The 25,022-nt window shown below is 67.7% G+C and carries 24 protein-coding genes; 13 read left to right on the top strand and 11 right to left on the bottom strand.

The features are described from left to right. Window position 1 precedes the first annotated feature (1 nt). Entirely contained in the window at window positions 2-619 is a 618-nt protein-coding gene (locus tag ACJH6I_RS09660) for a TetR/AcrR family transcriptional regulator (protein ID WP_267324275.1), read from the top strand. Between the two features lie 62 nt (window positions 620-681). On the opposite strand, the gene ACJH6I_RS09655 is transcribed toward ACJH6I_RS09660, so the two are convergent. Beyond that, window positions 682-1,134: a hypothetical protein gene (locus ACJH6I_RS09655; RefSeq protein ID WP_061001440.1), complete on the bottom strand. Its 453-nt coding sequence runs from the start codon at window positions 1,132-1,134 to the stop codon at window positions 682-684. 161 nt (window positions 1,135-1,295) lie between these two features. Here ACJH6I_RS09655 and ACJH6I_RS09650 point away from each other — a divergent pair, with 161 nt between their 5' ends. Further along, window positions 1,296-1,766 carry a ribonuclease domain-containing protein gene (locus ACJH6I_RS09650; protein WP_406784024.1) on the top strand — a complete coding sequence of 157 codons (471 nt, stop codon included), beginning with the start codon at window positions 1,296-1,298 and terminating at the stop codon, window positions 1,764-1,766. Then, complete coding sequence (locus ACJH6I_RS09645; RefSeq protein WP_406784023.1) at window positions 1,763-2,038, top strand: barstar family protein; 276 nt, start codon at window positions 1,763-1,765, stop codon at window positions 2,036-2,038. The genes ACJH6I_RS09650 and ACJH6I_RS09645 overlap by 4 nt, the downstream gene beginning before the upstream one ends. Window positions 2,039-2,047: 9 nt before the next feature. On the opposite strand, the gene ACJH6I_RS09640 is transcribed toward ACJH6I_RS09645, so the two are convergent. The 4 genes from ACJH6I_RS09640 to ACJH6I_RS09625 all read right to left on the bottom strand — a co-directional run bounded on the left by ACJH6I_RS09640 (window position 2,048) and on the right by ACJH6I_RS09625 (window position 6,115). After that, complete coding sequence (locus ACJH6I_RS09640; protein WP_406784044.1) at window positions 2,048-3,118, bottom strand: DUF4185 domain-containing protein; 1,071 nt, start codon at window positions 3,116-3,118, stop codon at window positions 2,048-2,050. Window positions 3,119-3,168: 50 nt separating this feature from the next. After that, a complete protein-coding gene (locus ACJH6I_RS09635; protein WP_212807363.1) occupies window positions 3,169-4,206 on the bottom strand; it encodes an aspartate-semialdehyde dehydrogenase in 1,038 nt (345 codons plus the stop codon). Window positions 4,207-4,208: 2 nt separating this feature from the next. Next, window positions 4,209-5,474, bottom strand: a complete 1,266-nt coding sequence (locus tag ACJH6I_RS09630) for an aspartate kinase (protein ID WP_061001435.1) — start codon at window positions 5,472-5,474, stop codon at window positions 4,209-4,211. Between the two features lie 140 nt (window positions 5,475-5,614). Next, window positions 5,615-6,115 carry a hypothetical protein gene (locus ACJH6I_RS09625; RefSeq protein WP_225433761.1) on the bottom strand — a complete coding sequence of 167 codons (501 nt, stop codon included), beginning with the start codon at window positions 6,113-6,115 and terminating at the stop codon, window positions 5,615-5,617. A gap of 252 nt (window positions 6,116-6,367) precedes the next feature. On the opposite strand from ACJH6I_RS09625, the gene leuA reads away from it, so the two are divergent. After that, entirely contained in the window at window positions 6,368-8,182 is a 1,815-nt protein-coding gene (gene leuA, locus ACJH6I_RS09620) for a 2-isopropylmalate synthase (RefSeq protein ID WP_406784022.1), read from the top strand. A gap of 10 nt (window positions 8,183-8,192) precedes the next feature. Here leuA and ACJH6I_RS09615 read toward each other — a convergent pair whose 3' ends face one another. After that, a complete protein-coding gene (locus tag ACJH6I_RS09615; RefSeq protein WP_406784021.1) occupies window positions 8,193-8,858 on the bottom strand; it encodes a TetR/AcrR family transcriptional regulator in 666 nt (221 codons plus the stop codon). A gap of 137 nt (window positions 8,859-8,995) precedes the next feature. Here ACJH6I_RS09615 and ACJH6I_RS09610 point away from each other — a divergent pair, with 137 nt between their 5' ends. From ACJH6I_RS09610 to ACJH6I_RS09590, 5 genes are all read left to right on the top strand, one after another. Further along, entirely contained in the window at window positions 8,996-10,831 is a 1,836-nt protein-coding gene (locus ACJH6I_RS09610) for a hypothetical protein (protein ID WP_406784020.1), read from the top strand. Beyond that, complete coding sequence (locus tag ACJH6I_RS09605; protein ID WP_212807367.1) at window positions 10,828-11,001, top strand: hypothetical protein; 174 nt, start codon at window positions 10,828-10,830, stop codon at window positions 10,999-11,001. The genes ACJH6I_RS09610 and ACJH6I_RS09605 overlap by 4 nt, the downstream gene beginning before the upstream one ends. Beyond that, window positions 10,998-11,408 carry a hypothetical protein gene (locus ACJH6I_RS09600; protein WP_406784019.1) on the top strand — a complete coding sequence of 137 codons (411 nt, stop codon included), beginning with the start codon at window positions 10,998-11,000 and terminating at the stop codon, window positions 11,406-11,408. The genes ACJH6I_RS09605 and ACJH6I_RS09600 overlap by 4 nt, the downstream gene beginning before the upstream one ends. Beyond that, window positions 11,405-12,685: a hypothetical protein gene (locus tag ACJH6I_RS09595; protein ID WP_212807369.1), complete on the top strand. Its 1,281-nt coding sequence runs from the start codon at window positions 11,405-11,407 to the stop codon at window positions 12,683-12,685. Before ACJH6I_RS09600 ends, ACJH6I_RS09595 begins: the two co-directional genes overlap by 4 nt. Window positions 12,686-12,754: 69 nt before the next feature. Then, window positions 12,755-14,206, top strand: a complete 1,452-nt coding sequence (locus ACJH6I_RS09590) for a carotenoid oxygenase family protein (protein ID WP_244872743.1) — start codon at window positions 12,755-12,757, stop codon at window positions 14,204-14,206. Between the two features lie 75 nt (window positions 14,207-14,281). Here ACJH6I_RS09590 and ACJH6I_RS09585 read toward each other — a convergent pair whose 3' ends face one another. Beyond that, window positions 14,282-15,685, bottom strand: a complete 1,404-nt coding sequence (locus ACJH6I_RS09585) for a DUF222 domain-containing protein (RefSeq protein ID WP_406784018.1) — start codon at window positions 15,683-15,685, stop codon at window positions 14,282-14,284. A gap of 108 nt (window positions 15,686-15,793) precedes the next feature. Then, the gene (locus ACJH6I_RS09580) at window positions 15,794-16,792 is read right to left on the bottom strand and encodes a DEDDh family exonuclease (protein WP_406784017.1); all 999 of its coding nucleotides are present in this window, start codon (window positions 16,790-16,792) and stop codon (window positions 15,794-15,796) included. Window positions 16,793-16,863: 71 nt separating this feature from the next. Between ACJH6I_RS09580 and ACJH6I_RS09575 the strand changes: the two genes are divergently transcribed. The 4 genes from ACJH6I_RS09575 (at window position 16,864) to ACJH6I_RS09560 (ending at window position 20,991) form a co-directional block, all read left to right on the top strand. Next, window positions 16,864-17,985: an aldehyde reductase gene (locus ACJH6I_RS09575; RefSeq protein ID WP_318985347.1), complete on the top strand. Its 1,122-nt coding sequence runs from the start codon at window positions 16,864-16,866 to the stop codon at window positions 17,983-17,985. Window positions 17,986-18,041: 56 nt separating this feature from the next. After that, the gene (locus ACJH6I_RS09570) at window positions 18,042-19,268 is read left to right on the top strand and encodes a Mur ligase family protein (RefSeq protein ID WP_226519958.1); all 1,227 of its coding nucleotides are present in this window, start codon (window positions 18,042-18,044) and stop codon (window positions 19,266-19,268) included. Continuing rightward, window positions 19,265-19,972, top strand: coding sequence for a type 1 glutamine amidotransferase (locus ACJH6I_RS09565; RefSeq protein ID WP_138250978.1), 708 nt, complete (start codon window positions 19,265-19,267; stop codon window positions 19,970-19,972). Before ACJH6I_RS09570 ends, ACJH6I_RS09565 begins: the two co-directional genes overlap by 4 nt. 131 nt (window positions 19,973-20,103) lie before the next feature. Then, on the top strand, window positions 20,104-20,991 hold the full coding sequence (locus ACJH6I_RS09560) for a hypothetical protein (RefSeq protein ID WP_318985346.1): 888 nt from the start codon (window positions 20,104-20,106) through the stop codon (window positions 20,989-20,991). A gap of 29 nt (window positions 20,992-21,020) precedes the next feature. Here ACJH6I_RS09560 and ACJH6I_RS09555 read toward each other — a convergent pair whose 3' ends face one another. From ACJH6I_RS09555 to ACJH6I_RS09545, 3 genes are read right to left on the bottom strand one after another with little or no spacing between them, the layout of a single operon-like run. Next, on the bottom strand, window positions 21,021-21,758 hold the full coding sequence (locus ACJH6I_RS09555) for a GAP family protein (RefSeq protein ID WP_406784016.1): 738 nt from the start codon (window positions 21,756-21,758) through the stop codon (window positions 21,021-21,023). A gap of 30 nt (window positions 21,759-21,788) precedes the next feature. Further along, complete coding sequence (locus ACJH6I_RS09550) at window positions 21,789-23,672, bottom strand: propionyl-CoA synthetase (protein WP_406784015.1); 1,884 nt, start codon at window positions 23,670-23,672, stop codon at window positions 21,789-21,791. Further along, on the bottom strand, window positions 23,669-24,994 hold the full coding sequence (locus ACJH6I_RS09545) for an aspartate aminotransferase family protein (RefSeq protein ID WP_406784014.1): 1,326 nt from the start codon (window positions 24,992-24,994) through the stop codon (window positions 23,669-23,671). Before ACJH6I_RS09545 ends, ACJH6I_RS09550 begins: the two co-directional genes overlap by 4 nt. Window positions 24,995-25,022: the final 28 nt, after the last annotated feature.

Raw genomic sequence — 25,022 nt, 5'->3', positions numbered from 1 at the left:
CGTGAGCAGTCAGTCAGGTCCGGGTCGGCCGCGGGACGCGAGTATCGACGACCGCGTACTCACCGCGACCCGGGAGCTCCTGTCGGAGGTCGGGTTTCAGGAATTGAGCATGCGGCTCGTCGCGCAGCGCTCCGGCGTCACGCGCGCCAGCCTGGCGCGACGCTGGCCGTCGAAGGCCGCGTTGGTCATCGACGCAGTGATGGGCGTGGCACCCGACCTGACGCCGTTTGATGGAACCGATGTCTACGGCTGGATAGATTTCGTCGTCCGGGGCAGCCGTGCCCTGTTCAACCGCCCCGATATGAAGGCTGCGGCACCCGACCTGACCCAGGCTCTGGTCGAAGACAAACAGCTGGGGCGATCGCTGTGGAATCGGTTCACGGGACCGGCGGTCGAACTGTTCGCCGACGACGTCGGAGCACAGACCGCCGAGGAGCGGCGCAGTGCGGAACTGGACGCGCGCGCCGTCCTGATCATGGCGGCGGGTGCCGCCATGTACGTGTCGACCATCGCCGCCGACGACGACTCCACCGAGCTCGAGGAACGGATCGTCGAACTGCTGACCACGGGCTATCGAGCAGTGGCCGCGAACCGCCTGGCGCCCGACGGACAGGCCTAGCGCAGACGACAGGCCGCACCCTGAGCGGGCGCGGCCTGTCGTGTGATGCGGGACTGGTTGGGTCAGCGACCCGGCTGGGTGGGGCCAGGCTGGCCCGGCGCTTGCGGTCCGGAACCACCGGGGCCCTGACCACCGGGGCCACCTGGGCCCTGCCAGCCGGGACCGTTGGGTCCCTGCCAGCCCGGACCACCCGGGAACATCGGGTGCCACATGCCGCCGCCGCGCGGTCCGTGACCCTCGCGGAACTCGGCGGTGTCCTGCCCGCGGTGGTGCTTGTGCCAGCCGTGGTGACCGCCGCCGGAATGCGCGCCGAGGACGAAGCCCGAGAAGAAGATCGTCGTGACGATGAAGACGATGCCCGCGACGATGCCGACCCAGGCCAGCACCTTGTTCAGCGTGCTGGGCTTGCGCTCGGCGGGCGGCGCAGCCACTGCGGTGGCCGTTGCTACGGGCGGGAACGAGTCCGTCGGGGTGTCCGGCGTCTCTGGCGTTTGGTTAGGGGTTTCCTCACTCATGTCATCGATGATCCGTCCATCAACCACTGCGGTGGCTAGGTTGCGCATAAGAATCAGCTATGAGGCGCGCGGCGCGGTAGCGTGGCCTGTGTAGCGGAGCATCGGCCGGGCTTTGGGGGCCGGCCGACGCTCCGATATCAGAACGCGGCAGAAAAGGTGAGATGTCCAGAACCACCCTGCGCGCCGCGGTCCTCGCGTGCGGCACCGCGTTGCTCCTGACCCTCACCCCGGCGTGCGCGAAGCAGACCGCCGTGCTGACGGGCCCGGCTCCGACGGCGTCGCCCACGGCTGCCTCCCACACCCAAGCGCCGGCACCGACGACCAAGAGCAAGTCCGGGCTGCCCGTCTGCCAGCTGTCGTCGCTGCCACCCGAGACCACCACCACGGTCGACCTGATCCACCGCGGCGGGCCGTTCCCCTATTCACGCGACGGCATCGTGTTCGGCAACTTCGAGCGCCGGCTGCCGAACCAGCAGCGCGGCTACTACCACGAGTACACGGTGCCCACGCCGGGCGCGAAGACGCGCGGCACCCGACGGGTCATCACCGGCGGCGAGCCGCCGACCAACCCACCGGAGTTCTACTACACCGGCGACCACTACGAGACGTTCTGCCAGATCGGAGGAGCGTGAAGACGTTCACCGTGCGGGGTACGCGGATCCATTCCCGCGCAGACCTTTTCACCGAGCTGGGGCACGCCGTCAACGGCAGCGGCGGCTACTTCGGCAGCAATCTGGACGCGCTGGCCGACTGCCTCGGCGGCGGCTTCGGCACGCCGGACGACGAGCCGTTCCGCTTCGTGCTGACCGACAGTTCAAAAGCCAAGAAGGCGTTGGATTCTCACACCTGGAGCGGACTGCTCGAGGTGTTCGACAGCGCCGGCGTCGACCTGGTGCTGCGCTGACAACAGCGCCTAGGGCTTGACCGGATTCACCGCGAACTGGATGACGCGGTAGGGCGCGGTATCGCGCGGCGTGGTGTTCCACTGGCTGACCAGGATGCGCAGTTCATCGAGCGTCGAGCCCGGCGAGATGTAGCCGCCGTACGGCTGTGCCAGCTGATTGTCTTGCGGCTCAGGCAGTTCGTCGGCCTGCTCGGGCCAGCCGCCGGCCACGACGACCGTCGTCACCGGCGCGGTGCCGAGTTCCGTCGGCGTGTTCGCGACGCGGACCTCCATGTTGCCGGTGCTGCTGTTGAAGTACGACAGCACGGTCTTGCCGTCGACCTGCTTCATGCTCATCTCGCCGATCAGGTCGCGCCACAACGGAGTTGGCGGTTTGCCCCAGCCCGCTGCGGCAGACCAGCCCTGCCAGCTGGATCGGTCCGTGAACGCCTGCGGCGTGGCCCGGTAGAGGTAGGCCGGGCTGCTGCGGTCGAAGTTGTTGGCGACCAGGTAGACCCAGCCGCGCGGTGAGTCCGCGGTGGGCACCGGGTCGTAGTAGCCCGTGATCTGACTCTGCGCTCCCCCGGCATAGCCGGCCGGTCGCACCGAACCCGGCACGGTCGGCCATGCGCCGCGCGCCGGGTCGGCCTTGACCAGTCGCGAACTCGCCGGTCTGAGGTCGCGCGTGGTGGTGATCAGCAGGTAGTTCTCCCGGTTGATGTTCACCACACCGGCCGGAAGTTGCGAGGTGCCAGGAACTTTGGCGTCGGCGAGCAGCGGCTTGTCGATGCCCATGACGCCGCGGTACCGCAGGCCGTCCGGTGAGTTGATGGAGTCGGTCTCGACATGCAGTGCGACGGGCGCATACCAGCCGCCGAATCCGACGCCCTGCCCCGCGAAGCTGTCGCCACAGATCTGCAGGATGCCGCTCGGGAACTCCATGAATTCACAGAGATCCGTCGCACCGATGCCGTAATCGGCTGTCGGCGTGCCGGTTCCGGCCACCGGACCGATGCGTGTCACCTGCCCGACGGCCAGCGGTTTGAGCACCGGAGTCGGTACCGGCGCAGGCGGATCCGCCTGCGCCGCCGGCACCCCCATGCCGAACCCGAGCACCAGCGCCCCGACCGACGCTGCCCCCGCCCGCAAGATCAGCGCGTGGCGAGCAGCTCGGCGATCTGAACAGTGTTGAGCGCCGCGCCCTTTCGCAGGTTGTCGCCCGAGACGAACAGTGCGAGGCCACGACCGTCGGGCACGCCCGGGTCCTGGCGGATGCGGCCGACCAGCGAGTCGTCGGCGCCGGCGGCGGCCAGCGGCGTCGGCACGTCGACCAGCGAGACGCCGGCCGCGTCGGCCAGCAGCTCACGGGCCCGCTCAACCGAGAGCGGCTGCGCGAATTCGGCATTGATCGACAGCGAGTGTCCGGTGAAGACCGGCACGCGCACGCAGGTGCCACTCACAGCCAGCTCCGGGATACCGAGAATCTTGCGGCTCTCGTTGCGCAGCTTCTGGTCCTCGTCGGTCTCGCCCGAGCCGTCGTCGACGAGCGAGCCGGCCAGCGGGATGACGTTGAAGGCAATGGGCGCAACGTATTTCACCGGTGCCGGGTATTCCAGCGCCGAGCCGTCGTGCACCAGCTGCTCGGCACCGCCGATGACGGCGCGGGCCTGGGATGCCAGTTCGTCGACGCCGGCGAGCCCGGATCCGGATACGGCCTGGTAGCTCGACACGATGAGGCGGGTCAGGCCGGCCTCGTCGTGCAGAGGCTTGAGCACCGGCATGGCGGCCATCGTGGTGCAGTTCGGGTTGGCGATGATGCCCTTGGCGAGCTGCTTGCCGCGGACGTCGCGTTCGAAGTTGACCTCCGAAACCACCAGCGGCACATCGGGATCCTTGCGCCACGCCGACGAGTTGTCGATCACCGTCACGCCGGCGGCGGCAAAGCGCGGGGCCTGCACGCGCGACATGGTCGCGCCGGCGGAGAACAGGGCGATGTCCAGACCCGACGGGTCGGCGGTCTCGCTGTTCTCGACCTCGATCTCCTGGCCGCGGAACGTCAGCTTCTTGCCCTCGGACCGCGCCGAGGCGAAGAACCGCACCGAGGTCGCCGGAAAGTCGCGCTCTTCGAGAAGCTTGCGCATGACCTGGCCGACCTGACCGGTCGCACCCACCACACCGATGTTCACCATGACTAGCGCCCCGTTCCGCCGTACACCACGGCGGCCTCTTCGCTGGCGAAGCCGAAGGCCTCGTGCAGCGCCGAGACGGCGGTGTCCAGCTCGGTGTCCTTGACCAGCACCGAGATTCGAATCTCGGAGGTCGAGATCAGGTCGATGTTGACGCCGACCTCGGCCAGCGTCTCGCAGAACTTGGCGGTGACGCCGGGGTGGCTGCGCATACCGGCGCCGACCAGCGACACCTTGCCAATGTGATCGTCGTACAGGACCTGCGAGAAACCGATCTCGTCCTTGAGTGACGTCAGCTTCTCGACGGCGCCCGGGCCGTTCTCGCGCGAACAGGTGAAGGTGATGTCGGTCTTGCCGTCCTCCACCTTCGAGATGTTCTGCAGCACCATGTCGATGTTGACATCGGCGTCGGCGACCGCGCGGAACACCTTGGCGGCATAGCCCGGTACGTCGGGCACGCCGACGACGGTGACCTTCGCCTCGCTGCGGTCGTGCGCGACTCCGGTGAGGATGGCGTCTTCCATGGGGATGTCCTCGATCGATCCTTTGACGATGGTGCCGGTCTTGTTGGAGTACGAGGACCGGACGTGAATCGGAACGTTGTAGCGACGGGCGTATTCCACGCAGCGCAGCATCAACACTTTGGCTCCGCAGGCCGCCATCTCCAGCATCTCCTCGAAGGAGACGGTGTCCAGATGACGGGCATTGGGGACGATGCGCGGATCAGCGGTGAAGATGCCGTCCACGTCGGTGTAAATCTCGCAGACGTCGGCGTTCAGCGCGGCGGCCAGCGCCACGGCGGTGGTGTCCGAACCACCACGGCCCAGCGTGGTGACGTCCTTGCTGTCCTGGCTGACCCCCTGGAAGCCGGCGACCAGCACGATCAGGCCCTCGTCGAGGGCGTCGCGCAGACGGCCCGGGGTGACGTCGATGATCTTGGCGTTGCCGTGCGTGCCGGTGGTGATCACGCCGGCCTGCGAGCCGGTGAACGACCGGGCCTGCGCGCCGAGGGACTCGATGGCCATGGCGACCAGCGCGTTCGAGATGCGCTCACCCGCGGTGAGCAGCATGTCCATCTCCCGGGCCGGTGGCGCCGGGGAGACCTGGCGGGCCAGATCCAGCAGATCATCGGTGGTGTCGCCCATGGCAGAGACCACGACGACGACGTCATTGCCGGCCTTCTTGGTTTCGACGATTCGCTCGGCGACTCGACGGATTCGCTCGGCGTCCGACACCGAGGATCCGCCGTACTTCTGGACGACGAGCGCCACTGTTCGCGTTTCCTTCTCTGAATTGGCAGCAAGCATTCGCATCAATGCTGCTCCAAGGATAAGGGAGGGGTGAACCCGATTTTGTTGCCCGGTCACCTGCCGGACCTGCAAGGCGGGAGACGTTCGTCACTCCCGCCCGATCAGAAGATGTCGGTGAGCTTCCGCTGTGCCGGGCAGGCGTCGGTCAGCGCCTTCATCTGTTCGGTGATCTGCGCGTTGATCGCCGACAGCTGGTAGGCCTCGGTCGGCGCGGGGGCGCCGGGCGCCCGGCCCTGGGCGGCGATCCGGTAGGCGTCCAGCGCCGAGGCGAACTGCGAGGCCAGCGTCGCCAATTGCACGGCGTTGGCGGCAACCTTGTCGCCGGTGACCTTCTGCGCCCGCTCGGCCATACCGTCGGCCCAGGCCCGGTAGGCCGTCTCCTCGGCGATGGTCGGGACGCCATTGTTGTTCTTGTCGATCTTCGACTCGATCTGCACGGCCTGCGCCTTGTTGTAGTCGAGCATGTCGCGCACCGGTTTGCACTCCGGCGTCGGCCCACGGAACTCGGTCTGCCACACCACGAGGCCGATGACGACGGCGAGCGCGACCGCGATGCCGATCTTCCAGCTGCGGTCCAGGCTCAACAACCATCTCGTCAACACGGTCGAACTGTATCGGCACAGCTGGCACCACGCCCATTACACCTGGCCAGGACGTTGTCACCCGACAGCCCGACCTCGTTTTGGCGATCTACCGGACCGGAGTAAACTCGCCAGTGATGTATAGCGCGCGGGTGCTCCTCCTCGGACGCCGCGACGGGGTCTGATCCGACCGGCCTCCCGTCGCGGGGGTTTGAGATGCGCCGGTCCTGACCTTCTTCTAGGTCCCATCAAGACAGACCGGAGCAAAAAACCGTGACCACCTACTCTCCCGATTCTTCTGCCGACTCCTTCTCGTCGGTACGCGCCATCACCACCCCGTCCGGCCCACGCCGTGAGGGCCAGCCGTCCTGGAACACCCAGCGCAATTCCGCGATGCCGGTCAACCGGTACCGCAGCTTCGCCGACGAGGTCGAGAAGATCTCCCTGCCCGACCGCACGTGGCCCGACAAGGTCGCCACGGTGGCGCCCGGCTGGTGTGCGGTCGACCTGCGCGACGGCAACCAGGCCCTGATCGATCCGATGAGCCCGGAGCGCAAGCGCCGGATGTTCGACCTGCTGGTCCGCATGGGCTACAAGGAGATCGAGGTCGGCTTCCCGTCGGCCAGCCAGACCGACTTCGACTTCGTCCGCGAGATCATCGAGCAGGGCGCGATCCCCGACGACGTCACCATCCAGGTGCTGACGCAGTGCCGGCCGGAGCTGATCGAGCGCACCTTCGAGGCCTGCAACGGCGCGCCGCGCGTGATCGTGCACTTCTACAACTCGACGTCGATCCTGCAGCGCCGCGTGGTGTTCCGCGCCGACCGCGAGGCCGTCAAAAAGATCGCCACCGACGGCGCGAAGCTGTGCGTCGAAGAGGCCAAGAAGTACCCCGGCACGCTGTGGCGCTTCGAGTACTCTCCCGAGTCCTACACCGGCACCGAGCTGGAGTACGCCGTCGAGGTGTGCAACGCGGTCGCCGAGGTCGTACAGCCCACGCCGGACTGGCCGCTGATCGTGAACCTGCCGGCGACCGTCGAGATGGCGACGCCGAACGTCTACGCCGACTCGATCGAGTGGATGAACCGGCACCTGACGCCGCGCGACTCGATCATCCTGAGCCTGCACCCGCACAACGACCGCGGCGAGGGCGTCGCAGCCGCCGAGCTGGGCTACCTGGCCGGCGCCGACCGCATCGAGGGCTGCCTGTTCGGCAACGGTGAGCGCACCGGCAACGTCTGCCTGGTGACGCTGGGCCTGAACCTGTTCAGCCGCGGTGTCGACCCGCAGATCGACTTCTCCAACATCGACGAGATCCGTCGCACCGTCGAGTACTGCAACCAGCTGCCCGTCGCCGAGCGCCACCCCTACGGCGGCGACCTGGTCTACACGGCGTTCTCCGGCAGCCACCAGGACGCCATCAACAAGGGCCTGGACCAGATGAAGGTCGACGCAGATGCCGCCGACGCCGACGTCGACGACATCCTGTGGCAGGTGCCGTACCTGCCCATCGATCCGAAGGACGTCGGCCGCACGTACGAGGCCGTCATCCGCGTGAACTCGCAGTCCGGCAAGGGCGGCGTCGCCTACATCATGAAGGCCGATCACGGCTTGGTGCTGCCGCGCCGACTGCAGATGGAGTTCAGCCAGGCCATCCAGAAGATCACCGACGGTGAAGGCGGCGAGGTCTCCCCGAAGGAGATGTGGGACGTCTTCAATGAGGAGTACCTGGCGCCCATCACCCCGCTGGAGCGCATGCGGCAGCGCGTCGACGCGTCCGAAGAGGACGGCGGCACCGACACCATCACCGCCATCGTGAAGATCGACGGCGAGGAGCGCGAGATCGTCGGCGCCGGCAACGGCCCGCTGGCGGCCTTCACCGACGCACTGGGTGCCGTCGGCTTCCACGTCAACGTCCTGGACTACTCCGAGCACGCCATGTCGGCCGGTGAAGAGGCGCAGGCCGCGGCCTACGTCGAGGCGTCGATCGGCGGCAAGACGGTGTGGGGCGTCGGCATCGCGCCGTCGATCACCACGGCGTCGCTGCGGGCCGTCGTCTCGGCGGTGAACCGGGCCGCGCGCGGCTAGCCGCAGCCCGTCAGCTCGGCGCGCCGGGTTCGCCGGACACCCGGAGCACCCGGGCGCACCAGCTGACGGCCTGTTCCGCAAAGTCTTGTGCGGTAACGGTTTTGGTCTCGTCGAGCAGCCGTTCGTTGACCAGCGTGGCGACGCCGCCGACACAGAACAGCGCCGCGTCGAAGCTCTCTCGATCGGCGTCGCGGTCGGGCTGCAGCAACTCCAGGATGGCGGCAGCCACCCGGTGTTGCGCCATCCGGATGTGCTCGGAGACCGATTCGATGTGCCGGGCGTCGGTCAGGAAGATCCGAACGGCCAGCGGGTCGCTCTCGGCATGCTCGATGAACCCGGCCAGACCCAGCGTCAGTCGCGTCTGGACCGTCGCCGACTCGGGCGCACTGCCCCCGGCCAGCATCGCGGCGAAAGGCCCCTCCAACACGTCGTCGATGACGGCGCCGATCAGCGCACCGAGGCCGGCAAACTGCTCGTAGAAGTAGCGGTCCGTGAGCTTGGCGCGGGCCGAGACCGCCCGGACGCTCAGTGCCGACAGCCCACCTTCACGCCACAACGACTCGGCCGCGTCCAGTAGCAACCGCCGTCGATCGGCCCGTCGCTCCTCCGCTGACCTGCCGGAGTACCTGCGCTGCGGCGCGGCGCCTGAACCGGTGCCCGATCCGTCGTCAGCCATCTGGCGCAACCTCCCCCTCCGACTGCCACATGATGTCAAAATCCGAAGAAGAAGACGGACTCCCGTTTGAAACGCGGTCTTCTGGCAATATTACCGACGAGTAAGGTTCAGGGTTCATCTACATAGTGGGGTGGAACATGGCAGCACAGCTCGCCGAGCAGGTCACCGTGGTGGCCGCGGCCGGAACCGAAGGCGGAGGCGCTGCCCTCGACCAGGTTCTCGGGATGTCCATCGCAACCGGCATCATCACGGCCGGTCTGTTGTGGATCGGCTATCTGCACCGGCAACGCCGCATCACCTGGCTGAAAGACCTGGCCGACAAGGTCGGCAACAAGATGAACCGGCCCGGCTGGGTGGCGCTGCCCTCGCTGCTGTTCACCTCGACCATCATCTGCGCGATGTTCGGCTTCATCTGGGACGTCAGCCTGCACATCGGCAAGGGCCGCGACGCCGGCCCGCTGGCCAACCCGGCCCACTACTTCATCCTCGTCGGTCTGTTCCTGCTGTTCATCGCGGGCTCGCTGTCGATCATCCTGCCGTACGACAAGCCCGGCCCGGCCGCCATCAAGATCACCAAAACCTGGTACGCGCCGGTCGGCGGCGTGCTGATGGCCGGTTGCGGTCTGTACGCGCTCATCGGTTTTCCGCTCGACGACATCTGGCACCGCATCTTCGGCCAGGACGTCACGCTCTGGGGCCCAACACATTTGATGCTCATCGGCGGCGCCGGACTTTCCCTGGTCGCCACGCTGCTGCTCGAGCGCGAGGGCGATATCGCGATGGGCGCCGACGCCCCGGCCGCCCGCAGCAAGGTGCTGCCGTACCTGGCCTTCGGCGGTCTGGTGATCGGCCTGTCGGTGTTCCCGGTCGAATACGACTTCGGCGTCGAACAGTTCCGGCTGGTGCTGCACCCCATGCTGATCGCCGCCGCCGCGGCCATGTCGCTGGTGGCAACCCGGCTGACGCTCGGACGGTTCGCCACCTTCGGCGCCATCGCATTCTCCTGGTTCATCCGGGGCCTCGTCATCCTGGCGGTCGGGCCGATTCTCGGCTCTCCGTACAGCTGGTTCGCGCTCTACCTCGGCTCGGCCGTCGTCGTGGAACTGATCGGGCTGACGCCCCTCGCCAACCGCCCGATCCTGTTCGGTGCGGTGGCCGGCCTGGGCGTGGGCACTGTCGGCATGTGGCTGGAATCGTTCTGGATCGACGCCATGTACCGCACCCCGTGGCCGAGCAGCATGTGGGGTGAGGCGCTGACGATGTCGACGCCCGTCGCCATCGGTATGGGCATGTGCGGCGCGTTGCTTGCTCTGGTACTCACCGGCCAGCGCCTGCCCGCACGTCCCGTCGGCATCGGCATCGTGACCGCGACGGTCCTGGTCATCGGCGTGGCCGTGGCCAACGGCCTCAACGTCACCGTGCCGGAGCACGCCCGCGCACAGATCACCCTCACCGATGCACCGAGCCCGGCCGGTGAGCGCCTCGTGAACGCCGACATCCAGATCACGCCGACCAACCTCGTCAGCGACGACCCGGAGTGGGTGACGCTGATGGCGTGGCAGGGCAAGCTCGCCAATGAGCGCGGCCTGGTCGTCGACCACCTGCAGCAGGTGGGTCCGGGCCACTACCGGTCCACCCGGCCGATCCCGGTCTGGGGCACGTGGAAGACGGTGCTGCGCGTGCAGGATGGCCGGACGATGGCCGCGGTCCCGGTGTATCTGCCGGCCGACCCCGGTATCGGTGCCGAGGAAACGCCCGCGATCTCGACGACCCGCGACTTCATGGAGGAGATCAAGGTCCTGCAGCGGGAACGCAACCTCGACGTGCCGTCGTGGCTGTACCCCGCGGCGTCGCTGATCGTGCTGGTCTGCTCGCTGATCCTGATCGCCCTGCTGAGTTGGGGTGCGGGACGGATCAATTCGCGCGAACAGTTCAGCGCCACCGAGACCAGGGAACCCGTCGGACAGCCGTGACCTATCTTGCCGATCACTCGCTATTGTTGGCACTGCCGGCGTTCGCTCCCGCTTTCGTCGTGGCCGGGGTCGTGGCCTGGGTGGCCATGAAAGACCGGCGCGCCGGCTCCGACGGTGACGAAACCGATTCGGAGACAACAGGTTCAACCGATGAGGACGGTTCCGCGTGACCTTTGTGAAGACCTTCGCCGTGGCCGGCGCTGTTGCCGTGGCACTCGCGGGCTGCGGTGGCAACGACAAGTCGACCGGCAACTCACCGAGTTCCACCGCAAGTGCCACACCGCAGTTCAGCAACCAGCAGGCCCCGCCGGCGCGCGTCTACATCGACGTGACCATCGCCGGCGGCACCGCCACGCCACTCAACCAGCAGGTGCAGGCCAAACTCGGCGAGCCGATCATCCTGCGGGTCAACAGTGACGCCGCCGACCAGCTGCATGTGCACTCGAGTCCCGAGCACACCTTCGACATCAAGCCGGCGAAGGATCAGCAGTTCCAGTTCACGGTGAGCGTGCCGGGCAAGGTCGATGTCGAGCTGCACCACCTGGACAAGACGGTCGCCACGATCACGGTGCAGTGACCTCTTCGGTCCTCGCGCACGGGCTGGGCGGATCGACTGATCTGCCCATCCCCGTGACGTACGCCCTGATCGGCGCGGCATGGGCGTTGACCTTCACCTTCGCGGTGGTGGCACTGGCGTGGCGCAAGCCGCGGTTCGATCCGCAGACGCCGGGACGCCCGTTGCCGCGCTGGGTGACGACGGCCGTCGACGCGCCCGCCACGCGCTGGACGGTCGGGCTGCTGGCTCTGGCGTTCGCGGTGTGGGTCGCGGTGGCGTCCATCGTCGCGCCTGCCGAATCCGGCAACCCGCTGCCGGGCGTGTTCTACGTACTGCTGTGGGTCGGAATCGTCGCGCTGTCAGTGCTTTTGGGCCCAGTGTGGCGGGTGTTGTCGCCGGTGCGGACCATCGCCCGACTGCTGCGGCTGAGCCGGGACGCGTATCCCGCGCGGCTCGGCTATTGGCCGGCGGCGGCCGGGCTCTTCGCGTTCGTCTGGCTCGAGCTGGCCAGCCCTGACCCGGGTTCGGTTGGCGCCGTGCGTATCTGGCTGCTGGTCTATCTCTGTGTGACGCTGACCGGGGCGGTCGTGTGCGGCACCCGGTGGTGCTCGCATGCCGACCCGTTCGAGGTGTACAGCGTGGTGGCGTCACGGTGTGCGCCGGTGCGGCGCAACGCCGATGGGCAGATCGCCATCGGCAATCCGTTCAATCACCTACCCACACTGCCGGTCCGGCCGGCCACGGTGACGGTGCTCGCGGTGCTGCTGGGCTCGACGGCCTTCGACAGTTTCTCGGCGACGCCGACATGGCGGGGGTTCGTCGAAGCGCACGCGCACGGCGGCTGGCAGGTCACCGCGATGAAAACCCTTGGGCTGGCGGTGTTTGTCACGACGGTCGCGCTGTCGTTCAGCCTCGCTGCCCGCGCCACCGGCGGCGTGGACCGCGCGCGGCGCCGGGAGCTGCCCGGTTTGATGGCGCACTCCCTCATCCCGATCGTCATCGGCTACGTGTTCGCGCATTACCTGACCTATCTCGTCGAGAAGGGTCAGCAGACCGTCTTCCAGCTCCTGGGCCTGCACGATGCGCAGGTGTATTACGTGCTGTCCATGCACCCGTCGGTGCTGGCCACGACGAAGGTGTTGTTCGTGGTGGCGGGGCACATCGCGGGCGTCGTCGCCGCACACGACTGCGCGCTGCGCGTACTGCCCAAGCGCCATCAGCTCACCGGGCAGCTCGCGATGATGCTGGTGATGGTCGGCTACACGTTCACGGGGCTGTACCTGCTCTTCGGCGGTTGACGCCTGAAACCTTGACATCGCCGGGGCGCGGCACAAAACTGAGGACACACGTCATCAGATGGAGGTGGCATGACAGCCACAGTGCCCGCGGAACCCACGCTCAAGCAGTTGCACGGCCGCGCCTTCGCGTCGCTGTACGACGAAATGGACTACCAGGTCGCACGCATCGACGGCACCCTGCCACCCGAGCTGACCGGCACGCTGTTCCGCATCGGCCCCGGCAAGTTCGAGGTCGGCGACACCGTGCTCAAGACCATGTTCGACGCCGACGGCATGGTGTCCCGTTTCGTCCTCGACGGGAAGTCCGTGCGTTTCACCAACCGCTATGTGCGCACCAAGCAGTACCGCAGCGGCGATGTGATGAGCCAGCGCGGCATCACCACCAACGCCCCGACCCTGCGCGGCAACCTGCTGCCGCCGGCCAACACCGGCAACACCAACATGGCCACGATCTGCGGCGAACTCCTGGCCATGTGGGAGGGCGGCCCGCCGTACCAGATCGATCCGGACTCACTGGACACGTTGGGCTACAAGCGCTTCGACGGTGACCGCCTCGGCTATCTCGGCTCCTTCTCCGCCCACCCGAAATGGGATCCGCACACCGGCGACGTCTACAACTTCGGCCTCGACCTGCTGCCCACGCCGCGACTGCGGTGCTTCAAGGTGGACCGCGCCGGCCGGAGCCACCAGATCAGCTCACTGAAGTTGTGGGACATGGTGTGGAACCACGACTTCGCCCTCACCGAGAACCACATGGTGTTCGTGCTGGATCCGTTGCGCCCCAACATTCCGACGCTGCTGCGAACCCGATCGCTCGCGAAGGCCCTCGAATACCAGACCCGCAACGGCTCGACGCGGTTCGCCCTGGTGCCGCGGGACGGGTCCAAGCCCCGCATCATCGAGCACGAGGCACTGACGCACATCCACGTCACCAACGCCTTCGAGGACGGCTCCGACACCGTCGTGGAGTTCTTCCGGTTCGAGGACTCGGACATCTTCGGCAAGCTCGGTAAGGCGTGGCAGGACCCGGCCGATCCGACCGATCCCCGTGCGCACCTGACCATCGATGAGTGGCCCCGCGGACACCTCTCGCGCTTCCGCATCAGCAAGTCGGGACGAATCAGCGAGACGGTGCTATCAGCAACGGCGCCAATGGAATTCCCGCAGTACGACTGGCGCCGTTCGACGCTGCAGCACAACGTCACCTACGCCTGCAAGGCCACCGAGGACGTGGGCCACTACAACGCGGTGACGCGCATCGACCACCGAACCGGCGTACAGACCACGTTCGATTTCGGTCTGGCCCAGACGGGTGAACCGTTGTTCGTACCCCGCTCCCGCACGGCCGCCGAGGACGACGGTTGGCTGCTGGTGCTCAATCACGATCTGCGGAGCCATCGTTCGCAACTCGTGATCTTCGATGCCCGCACCATCGAGGACGGGCCGCTGGCCACTGCGCATTTGGAGCACCACTTGCCGATCGGGTTCCACGGCACATTCAGCCGGCGCATCGCGGGCTGAACACCCGCTTTCGGCACCGGCCCAAGCCCTGGGCAGCCTCGTGCCACGCCGCACCCGATCGGTGGTGGCGGTGACTCACCTTGCAGGACTGTCACTTTCGCCATCGGCGTCCTCACCTTCGGTCGGGTAGAGCGTGGGGTGGTGGTAGTGGTTGGTTCGGGGTTGGCCGACGTCCAGTAGTGGTGGTGGGGTCCAGTGGGTTCTGCCGTGGGGGCCCATGGTGGTGGTCCAGCCGCCGGTGTCGGCCAGGCGGTTGTCGCGGCCGCAGGCCAGGGTCATGGTGTCGATGTTGGTCAGTCCGTCGTCGCGCCAGTTGGTGATGTGATGAGCCTGCGAGCGGGAGGCGGGGGCGGTGCAGTTGGGTCGGGTGCAGCCGTGGTCGCGGGCGAACAACGCAAACCGTTGTGCTGTGCTGGCGGTTCTGGCTGCTCGGCCCAGATAGAGGGGTTGGCCGGTGTGGTTATCGAAGATGGCGAGGTAGTTGTCCGAGCCTTGCGCGGCCATCCGCACCAGATCCTTGACCGGCAGCTTGGTACCGGTGTGGGTGAGCGCCATCCCGACGCGCTTTTCCAGGTCGGTGACGGTGCAGGTGGCGACCACCGCGACCGGGAACCCGTTGTGCACCCCGGAGGTTCCGGTGGCCAGCATCATCCGGCCCACGAATTTGAACGCGTCGTACTGCCGCTGCGCCACAGTCCTTGTGTCGTTGTCGATCTGTTCCTGGGTCGGGGTCCCGGAGTAGCAGGGCTGCGGATCGGCCGGGTTGCACATACCCGGGGCGGCGTACTTCTCGAACAACACGTCCCAGTAAGCCCGCCCTTCGGGGTCGAGTTCGGCGGTGACGTCGGTGCGTCCGTCAGGCCGCTGCTTGCCCATGACGAACGACCGCTTCGGGTCCGGCTCGTCGTCGTCGGGTTCGGGGCCGTCCTGATCCAGCTTGTACAACAGGTCCGCCGCGACCTTGCGGAGGTCTTCGGGGGTTTTGACCCGGGCGTCGGCCACCAGATCGGTTTCGCACTGCAACAACGTGACCGGGTCGGCCGCCCACAACGGGACCTTGCCGAAGAACCAGGTGATCACCTGCACGTGCTCACTGTTGATCGCACCCTCGGCCAGCGCGGCGGCCACCAGTTCCCACACCGGACCCAACGGCTCCCCGGTGATCGCCGAGCGCGGGCCCAGGTGGTCGCAGTCCCGCACCCTCCGGCGGGCCTCCTCCCGGCTGATCCGCAACCGCACATGCAACACCTCAGGCCAATCCTTGGCCCCGATGTCTTTGGCCGTGGCCTGGGTCTGTGCGGCCGCCAGGATCTGGTGATCGACCGCTTCGGCGGCGCACTTCAACCTCTCGCGGCGGGACTTCAACGCCAACAATGTCGCCACATCCAGACCGCTGTAATCCAAGGCCGCGAGCCGCGCATGCGCCGCTTCGTAGGCGGCGTACGCCTCCTCGACAGCAGCCGGATCACCCAATCCCATACATCGAACACTAGTTCGAACCACCGACAAGAAACCGCCGGAAATGTGACGCTAGTTACCTACCGTGACCAGCGCAATCAAAGTGACCAAAGTTTTTAGCAGAGACTGCTAGAACAGCATGAACTGGTCGCCGGCCGGGGTCCGGTCGACGAATTCCTCGACATCCGAGCCGCCGACCACATGGCCCAGCAGCGTCATGAATTCGGCGTCGGAAACCAGCGGCACGCCGAGCTCGCGAGCCTGATAGCCCTTGCCCTGCACGGGCGCCGGCTCGTTGCAGATGACGAGCGAGGTCTGGGCGTCGACGCTGTCGGAGTAGGACAGCCCGACGTGCACGATGCGCTCGATGATCTCTTCGTGCGTGCGGACCATCTCGGCCGACAGCGCCACCCGCATGCCCTGCACCAAGGGCTGTCCCGGTACGAACCGGCCCGGGTTGGCGTAATCACATGGCAGCCGGGACGCCAGCACCTTCAGCGGCCGGAGTTCGTCGTGCGTGATGGCGCCACTGGGCCAGCGCTTGCGACCCACATTCCGAATGGGCAGCCAGCGCCGGTGCTCACGCGCCGCGGCCAGCGCCGGTTTGAGGATCTGGGCCAGCACCATGGCGTCGTCGAGGGCGTCGTGCGGGCGAATCTGCGTCGCGCCGTAGTGCGTCGCGAGCGTCTCGAGGCGCAGGTTTTCGGTGCCCAGGTTGAGCCGGCGGGTCAGCTCGACGGTGCACATGACGCTGTCGACGGGCAGCACCGCGCCGACGCGCTCGCACTCGGCGGCCAGGAAGGCGTAGTCGAAACCGGCGTTGTGGGCGACCAGCGTGCGCCCGGACAGCACGGCAGCGAGGTCACCGACGACCTCACCGAACGTCGGCTGTCCCGCCAGCATCTCGGAGGTCAGGCCGTGCACGTGCGTGGGGCCGGGATCGACGCCCGGATTGAGCAGACTGCTGAACGAATGCTCGACGTTGCCGTCGTCGCCGAGGGCCAGCGCCGCGACGCTGATGACGCGGGCATGGCCGGGATCGAAACCTGACGTCTCGACGTCGACGACGGCCCAACCCGCACCGGCATCGGTGGCCGGTCGGCCCCAGCCGAGGTTGGTTTCGCCCACGTGGCAAGGATGGCACGGACCCCTGACAAGATTCGGCGGGCACCACAGCGTGTCGCCGTCCGAATCAGGCGATGACCGCCCTCGACGAGGTGCTCGACGCTATCGTCACGGGCATGACCACGATCGACCCCGACGCGCCCGTCCTCGTCACGGGCGCCAGCGGGTATATCGGCAGCTGGATCGTCCGTTACCTGCTCGAAGCGGGGCACACCGTGCACGGGACGGTGCGCAATCCGCAGAAGCCGACCGGCCTGGAGCACCTCCACAAACTGTCGGCCGACCACCCGGGCAAGCTCAAACTCTTCAAGGCCGACCTGCTCGACGTCGGCAGCTTCGACGAGGCCATGGCCGGCTGTGAGCTCGTCATGCACACTGCCTCGCCGTTCCTGCTCCAAGGCGTCACCGACGCGCAGGAATCGCTGGTGCGCCCCGCGCTGGAAGGCACCCGCAACGTGCTGGATTCGGTCAATCGCACCGAGAGCGTCAAGCGCGTGGTGCTGACCAGCAGCGTGGTGGCCATCTATGGCGACGCGCGGGAATCGCGCGACGTCCCCGGCGGCGTGTTCACCGAGGACCAGTGGAACACCACCAGCAGCGTCGACCACCAGCCCTATTCGTATTCGAAGACCGTGGCCGAGCAGGAGGCCTGGCGCTACCAGAAGGCGCAGAACCGCTGGGACCTGGTCACCATCCACCCGGGCCTGGTGCTCGGCCCGTCCCTGACGAGCGCCAGCGACTCGGCCAGCCTGGCCACCATGAAGCAGTTCGCCGACGGCACCATGCTGACCGGTGCCCCCGAGCTGACCTCGGGCATCGTCGATGTGCGCGACGTCGCCGACGCACACGTGCGCGCCGGCTACACGCCCGACGCACACGACCGCTACCTGGTCAACGCCGCCTCGCTGAGCCTGCTGGAGATCGGCCAGATCCTGCGCGCCAAGTTCGGCGTGCTGTACCCGTTCCCGTGGCTCAACGTCCCCAAGGTCGCCGTGAAGGCCGTCGCGCCGGTTATCGGGCTGACGCGCGAGTTCGTCGACACCAACGTGGGCTATCCGCTGGTCTTCGACGCCAGCCGCAGCCAGAGCGAACTCGGATTGGTATATCGGCCCATCGAGCAGACCGTCACCGACCACTTCCAGCAGATGCTCGACGACGGCATCGTGCGCAAGCGGCCGAGCATCCGGCTGCCGTAAGTGGGCGCCCTCACACGTGTCGTCACATTTGCGGCGGTCCTCTTAGACTTCCGGGGATGATCACCGCACGAGGACGCGTCGCGCTCGGCGCGGGCGCTGCCGCCCGCTGGGCGTCGCGCGTGACGGGCCGCGGTGCCGGCGCCATGATCGGCGGGCTCGTCGCCATGAAGCTGGACCCGTCGATCCTGGGTCAGCTGGGCTCCGGACGACGTTCCGTCGTCGTCACCGGAACCAACGGCAAGTCCACGACGACGCGGATGACGGCAGCGGCGCTCGCGACCCTCGGGCCGGTGGCCTCCAACAGCGAGGGCGCCAACATGGACGCCGGGCTGATCGCCGCATTGGCCGGGTCCCGCAAGGCGACGCTGGCCGCGCTCGAGGTCGACGAGATGCATGTGCCGCACGTCTCCGACGCGGTGGACCCCTCGGTGATCGTGTTGCTCAACCTGTCCCGCGACCAGCTGGACCGCGTCGGCGAGATCAACCACATCGAGCGGACGCTGCGGGCCGGGCTGGCCCGCCACCCCAAGGCCGTCGTGGTGGCCAACTGCGACGACGTCCTGGTGACCTCGGCGGCGTACGACAGCCCCAACGTGGTCTGGGTCGCCGCCGGCGGCGGCTGGGCCGGCGACTCGGTGAGCTGTCCGCGCAGCGGTGAGGTCATCGTCCGCGAGAACGGGCACTGGCATTCGACCGGCACCGACTTCTCGCGCCCGGAGCCGCAGTGGTGGTACGACGAGACGAACATCTATGGGCCGGAAGGCTTCACCGCACCCATGACGCTGGCCCTGCCCGGCACGGTGAACCGCGGCAACGCGACACAGGCCGTGGCCGCCGCGGTCTCGCTGGGCGCGTCGCCTGCCGCCGCGGTGGCCGCGGTGTCGACGGTCGACGAGGTCGCCGGCCGGTACCGGACGCTGCAGGTCGGCGAGCACACCGTCCGCATGCTGCTGGCCAAGAATCCCGCCGGGTGGCAGGAGGCGCTGTCGATGGTCTCCAGTGATGTTGCGGGAGCGGTTATTTCGGTCAACGGCCAAGTGCCCGACGGCGAAGACCTGTCGTGGCTGTGGGACGTGAACTTCGAGCATTTCGTGGACTTCCCGGCACCTATCGTGTCGGCCGGCGAGCGCGGTACCGATCTCGCGGTGCGCCTCGGTTATGCGGGCGTCGAGCACACGCTGGTGCACGACACGTTGGCCGCCATCAAGTCCTGTCCGCCCGGGCACGTCGAGGTCATCGCGAACTACACGGCGTTCCTGCAGTTGAGCCGGGAGCTGGCATGACCGTCCAGATTGGCCTCGTCCTGCCCGACGTCATGGGCACCTACGGCGACGGCGGTAATGCCGTCGTTCTGCGACAGCGCTTGCGGCTGAGGGGAATTGACGCCGAGATCGTCGAGATCACCCTGGACGACCCGGTGCCGGATTCGATGGACCTCTACACCCTCGGCGGTGCCGAGGACTACGCGCAGCGGCTCGCGACGCGCCACCTGCTGCAGTACCCCGGTCTGCAGCGCGCCGCCGAACGTGGCGCCCCGGTGCTGGCCATCTGTGCCGCCATCCAGGTACTGGGGCACTGGTACGAAACGTCGTCGGGCGAGCGCGTCGACGGCGTCGGCCTGCTGGACGTCACGACCTCGCCGCAGCCTGAGCGCACCATCGGGGAAGTGACGTCGACGCCGGTGATCGAGGGCCTCACACAGAAGCTCACGGGCTTCGAAAACCACCGTGGTGGAACCGATCTCGGCCCACTTGCCAAGCCATTGGCGCGCGTCGAGAAGGGCGCCGGCAACCGCGCGGGCTCCGGCTACGACGGTGTCGTGCAGGGCAGCGTGGTCGCGACCTACCTGCACGGCCCGTGCCTGGCCCGGAACCCGGAGCTGGCCGACCATCTGCTGTCACAGGTCGTCGGCGACCTGCCGCCGCTGGAACTGCCCGAGGTCGACCTGCTCCGCACCGAGCGCCTCGCCGCACCACGCCGGGCCTAGAGCACCCCGCCGCCCCACAACCCCCGCCGAAACGGCATTCCAGCAGGCCGTTACTCGCACTTTCTCTGCGTAGACGCAGTTTCGACACGCGGCTAGCCGGTTTTGTCGGACCCTGGCGCCAGTATCTGGCCATGGGGGAAGTAATTATCGGGACAGAGGCGATCGCCAACGGCGTCGTCACCAGGCACACGCTGCAGCGGTGGTACCGGCGGCTCTATCCAGACGTCTACGTGCCGAAGGATCGCACGCTGTCACTGCAGGACAACGCAATTGCCGCATGGCTGTGGACGCGCCGAGCCGGTATCGTGACCGGGCTGGCGGCATCGGCGTTACACGGCGCGGAGTGGGTCGACGATGACGTCTGCGTCGAGTTGATCGCGCCGCACAACCGGGTGCCGCGCGGGTTCATCGTCCGCGATGAACGGCTCGGTGCTGACGAAATCACCTGCGTCGCCGGACTACCCGTCACGACGCCGGCGCGCACAGCCCTCGACCTCGGCCGGTTTCTGCCGCGCGGCCAGGCGCTGGAGCGGTTGGACGCGTTGATGCGGGCACGCCCGTTTCGGCTCGGCGAGGTGATGCACCTTGCCGAGCGGTACCGGGGCGCCCGCGGGGTGGCGAAGCTGAAGGAGATCTTGCCGCTGGTGGACGGTGGTGCAGCGTCACTGCCCGAAAGTCGGCTGCGGTTGCTCTACATCGATGCAGGTCTGCCGCGGCCGACGACGCAGATCCCGATCCTCGACGAGTGGGGGCGCGTGGTTCGCACCGTCGATATGGGTTGGGAGGCTTTCCAGGTGGTGGCGGAGTACGACGGCGGTCAGCACCAAACCGATCGCGCCCAGTACGTGAAAGACCTGCGCGTGCTGCCCAAGCTGGCTCGGCTGGGCTGGGACGTCATGCGAGTGATCAAGGAAGACCGCAAAGCCGATGTCGTTGCGCGTGCCATCCGAGCGATGCACGCCCGAGGTTGGGACGGGACGACCGCCGAAATTGCTGTTACGCAGCGAAAGTGCGGGTAGCGGCCTGCTGGAATGCCGTTTCGGCGGGACTAGAGCAGACCGACACCCTGCGCGACGAACGCCAGGCCGACCAGCGTCACGATCGCCACCACGATCTGCTGCCGGTAGCCGCCGACCCAGTCGTGCACTTTCCGCAGTGCCGCTTGGGTTTTCGCCGGTGCGACGACATTGCAGAGCAACACCACCTCGACGACGGCGAGGCTGACGACGATGAACACCAGCGCGACGGCGATCTGTGTGCCGATGGCGGCGCCCGACGCCAGGATCGTCGTCAGCGCGAACAGCACCAGCGACGGGTTCGGGCCGGCCCAGAAGCCGATCACCGCCGCGACCCACAGCGCCCCGCTCTCCCAGGCGCGTTGCGCGCGTCCCAGCAGGCCGCCCCGCGGCGGCGCGTCCGGGTCCCTGTGCAACAACTTCGAGACGGGTGAGACGTCGTCGTCCGGTGTGCGCCGGCGCGTCACCATCCGCACCGCCGTCACTGCCGCGATGACGAGCAGCAGCACGCCGACGGCCACCTGGAGGTGCCGCATCGTCGCGCTCGCGGTGGTGCGCGGGTTGGCCAGGTCGTGCACCCACGCCAGGTCGGTGAAGTGCAGCGCCAGCAGCGGAAGCAACAGCAGCATGACGCTCGCGGCCACGCAGCCGACCCAGTACACCAGCAGGTTCTGCGCCGGGCGCGGCCGGGAGATCAGCAACAGGTTGACGCCGAGGCGCACCGGATCGAACGCGATCGGCAGTGCCAGCACCGCCACAGAACCCCACATTGCCGCCAACTTACCGGGCGCGGCGGAGTGCTAGCTGGGGCGCAGCACCGGGATCAGCGCGTCGATCACCGAGCTGTCCTCGATGGTGGACGGGACGACGTAGTCGGTGCCTTCGGCGATCTGCCGCATGGTCTTTCGCAGGATCTTGCCCGAGCGGGTCTTGGGCAGCGCGCCCACGACGGTGACGTCACGGAAGGTGGCGACGGCACCGATCTGGTCCCGCACCATCGCCGCGAGTTCCTGTTGCAGCACCCCGCCGTCGATGTCCGCCCCGGCCTTGAGCACGACGTAGCCGCTGGGCCGCTGCCCCTTGAGGTCGTCGTGGACACCGATGACGGCGCACTCGGCGACGGCCCGGTGGCCGGCGATGACGGCTTCGATGCTCCCTGTCGAAAGCCGGTGCCCCGCAACGTTGATCACGTCGTCGGTGCGGCCCAGCACGGTGAGGTAGCCGTCGTCGTCGACGTAGCCGAAGTCACCGGTGAGGTAGTAGCCGGGGAACGCCGACAGGTACGACTGCACGTAGCCCTTGTCGTTCTGCCACAGTCCGGCCAGGGTTCCGGGCGGCAGCGGCAGCTTGATGACGATGTTGCCCTCGACGCCGGACCCGACCGGATTGCCCGACGCGTCGACGATGCTGACGCGGTAGCCGGGTACCGGCACGGTCGGGGATCCGGCTTTGATGGGCATGGGTTCGAGCCCGCGCAGGTTCGCGCAGATGGCCCAGCCGGTTTCGGTCTGCCACCAGTGGTCGACGACGGGGCAGTGCAACTTCTCCGAGGCCCATTCATAGGTGTCGGGGTCCAGCCGCTCCCCGGCGACGAAAAGCGTGTGCAGTGTCGAAATGTCATGGCCCGCAAGCAATGACGCGTCGGGGTCGGCTTTACGGATGGCACGCAGCGCGGTCGGCGCGGTGAACAGCGCCGCCACGCGATGTTGCTCGATGACCCGCCAGAACGCGCCGGCATCGGGGGTGCCGACGGGCTTGCCTTCGTAGAGCACGGTGGTGGCGCCGGCGATCAGCGGCCCGTACACGATGTACGAGCTGCCGACGACCCACCCGATGTCCGAGGCCGTCCACATCACCTGGCCGGCACCGATGTCGTAGACGTTCTTCATCGACCAGGCCAGCGCGACGGCGTGCCCACCGTTGTCGCGGACGACGCCCTTGGGCCGCCCGGTCGTGCCGGAGGTGTACAGGATGTAGAGCGGGTCGGTGGCGGCCACCGGCACCGGAGCGGCGGGCTCGGCACCTGCGGCCAACGTGTCCCAATCGAGGTAGCCCGGATAGTCGGCGGCCGCCCCCGCGATCTCGCCGCGGTTCTTGACGATCACCGTGGCCGGCGCGGCGCTGGTCAGCGTCAGCGCCTTGGCGACGACGGGCAGGTATTCGACGGTGCGACCCGGTTCCAGACCGCCGGAGGCGGTCAGCAGCGCCACCGGCTGTGCGTCGTCGATGCGGGCCGCGAGTTCGTTCGCCGCGAACCCACCGAACACCACCGAGTGGACGGCGCCGATGCGGGCGCAGGCCAGCATGGCGACAACCGCTTCGGGGATCATCGGCATGTAGATCACGACGCGGTCGCCCTTGGTGACGCCTTGTGCGGCAAGCACTCCGGCGAAGCGCGCCACCCGGTCGAGCAGTTCGGCGTACGTGAAGGACTGCTGCACGCCGACCATCGCGGAGTCGTAGATCAGCGCGGTGCGGTCGCCGTCACCGGCCTCGACGTGCCGGTCGAGGGCGTTGTAGCAGGTGTTGAGCCGACCGTCGGGAAACCAGCGGTAATGCGGCGCCGCGGAATCGTCGAGTGCGCGGGTCGGCGCGACGGTCCAGTCGATGGCCTGCGCGGCCGTCAGCCAGAATTCGTCGGGCCGCTCCGCTGCGGCCTCGAACGCCTCGCGATAGGCGCTCACGCGAGTTCCTTGGCGACAGCCGAGAACACCGTCATGAACCAGTCCAGGTCCGACATCGAGAAGACAAGAGGTGGGCGCACTTTGAGGATGTTGCCATGTCCGCCGCACACAGAGATCAGAACGCGGTTATCGCGCATCATGTCGACGATGCGCTGCGCCTGTCCGCGGTCGTGTTCCTTGCTGTCGGGGTCGGTGACGATCTCGACGCCGGTGTACAGGCCGGCGCCGCGGACGTCGCCGACGAAGGGGTAGTCCTTGGCCAGCGCGCGCAGTTCGGCGCGCAGTTGGTCACCGACCTCGGCGGCGTGCGCGGCCAGACCGTCGCCCTGGATGACGTCGAGGACGGCCTGCGCCGCGGCCATCGAGACGGGGTTGCCGCCAAAGGTGTTGAAGTAGGGCGTCTCCTGCGCGAAGGCGTCGAGAATCTCCGGGCGGGCGGCCATCGCCGCGACGGGAATGCCGTTGCCCATGGGCTTGCCCATCGTCACCAGGTCGGGCACCACGCCGTGCCGCTGGAAACCCCACATCGCCTCGCCGGTCCGCGAGAAGCCCGGCTGCACCTCGTCGGCGATGAACACGCCGCCGGCGCGGTGGACGACCTCGACAGCCGGCGCCAGCACCGATGGATCGACGTAGATACCGTCGGAGGAGAAGATCGAATCCAGCAGCAGCGCGCTGAACTTGTGGCCGTGCCGCTCCAGATCGGAGATCGCGGCGCTGACCTGGTCGGCGAACCACTGGCCCAGCACCGCCGGGTCGATGCGGTACGAGTCCGGCGCCGGCACGGTGCGGACATTGGCGCCCAGTGGTACACCGACGCCCAGCGACGGTGACATCGCCGAGATCAGCGCACTGTTGCCGTGGTACGCCTCTTCGGTGACGATGACCCCGGTGCCGCCGCTGTACTGTTCGGCGACCCGGACGGCCAGGTCGTTGGCCTCGGATCCCGTGCAGGTGTACATGATCGACGAGATCTCCGCCGGGAACGTGGCCAGCAGCTTCTCGGAGTACTCGAGGATGCCGCCGTGCAGGTATCGGGTGTGGGTGTTGAGCTCGGACATCTGCCGGGTGACGGCCTCGATGACCCGCGGGTTGCAGTGCCCGACGCTGGCCACGTTGTTGTAGGCGTCGAGGTACTTGTTGCCGTCGGCGTCATAGAGATGGGCGCCCGAGCCTTTGACCAGGTGGACGGGCCGGTTGTAGAAGAGCCGATAGGACGGACCCAGCGTCGATCGCCGCTTCTCGACCATGGCATCGGTGGTGGGGTCGAGATCTTCCCCTCCGGTGTAGCTGTTGGAGTCCATGATTGTGGAGAAAGCCATGTTCGTTGTCCTTGCGGTAGAAAGCGAT

The organism is Mycobacterium sp. SMC-13 (assembly GCF_045311035.1).
In the GTDB taxonomy this organism is placed as follows: domain Bacteria; phylum Actinomycetota; class Actinomycetes; order Mycobacteriales; family Mycobacteriaceae; genus Mycobacterium.
The sequence above is the reverse complement of the archived record's forward strand: the minus strand, read 5'-3'. Positions and strand labels throughout refer to the sequence as shown.

Coding starts and splice junctions, on each gene's coding strand:
- ACJH6I_RS09570 (WP_226519958.1), top strand. CDS start 18,042: ATGATCACCGCACGAGGACGCGTCGCGCTCGGCGCGGGCGCTGCCGCC.
- ACJH6I_RS09560 (WP_318985346.1), top strand. CDS start 20,104: ATGGGGGAAGTAATTATCGGGACAGAGGCGATCGCCAACGGCGTCGTC.
- ACJH6I_RS09585 (WP_406784018.1), bottom strand. CDS start 15,685: ATGGGATTGGGTGATCCGGCTGCTGTCGAGGAGGCGTACGCCGCCTAC.
- ACJH6I_RS09655 (WP_061001440.1), bottom strand. CDS start 1,134: ATGAGTGAGGAAACCCCTAACCAAACGCCAGAGACGCCGGACACCCCG.
- ACJH6I_RS09575 (WP_318985347.1), top strand. CDS start 16,864: ATGACCGCCCTCGACGAGGTGCTCGACGCTATCGTCACGGGCATGACC.
- ACJH6I_RS09610 (WP_406784020.1), top strand. CDS start 8,996: ATGGCAGCACAGCTCGCCGAGCAGGTCACCGTGGTGGCCGCGGCCGGA.
- ACJH6I_RS09650 (WP_406784024.1), top strand. CDS start 1,296: ATGTCCAGAACCACCCTGCGCGCCGCGGTCCTCGCGTGCGGCACCGCG.
- ACJH6I_RS09590 (WP_244872743.1), top strand. CDS start 12,755: ATGACAGCCACAGTGCCCGCGGAACCCACGCTCAAGCAGTTGCACGGC.
- ACJH6I_RS09640 (WP_406784044.1), bottom strand. CDS start 3,118: ATGGGGGTGCCGGCGGCGCAGGCGGATCCGCCTGCGCCGGTACCGACT.
- ACJH6I_RS09565 (WP_138250978.1), top strand. CDS start 19,265: ATGACCGTCCAGATTGGCCTCGTCCTGCCCGACGTCATGGGCACCTAC.
- ACJH6I_RS09545 (WP_406784014.1), bottom strand. CDS start 24,994: ATGGCTTTCTCCACAATCATGGACTCCAACAGCTACACCGGAGGGGAA.
- ACJH6I_RS09555 (WP_406784016.1), bottom strand. CDS start 21,758: ATGTGGGGTTCTGTGGCGGTGCTGGCACTGCCGATCGCGTTCGATCCG.
- ACJH6I_RS09635 (WP_212807363.1), bottom strand. CDS start 4,206: ATGGTGAACATCGGTGTGGTGGGTGCGACCGGTCAGGTCGGCCAGGTC.
- ACJH6I_RS09615 (WP_406784021.1), bottom strand. CDS start 8,858: ATGGCTGACGACGGATCGGGCACCGGTTCAGGCGCCGCGCCGCAGCGC.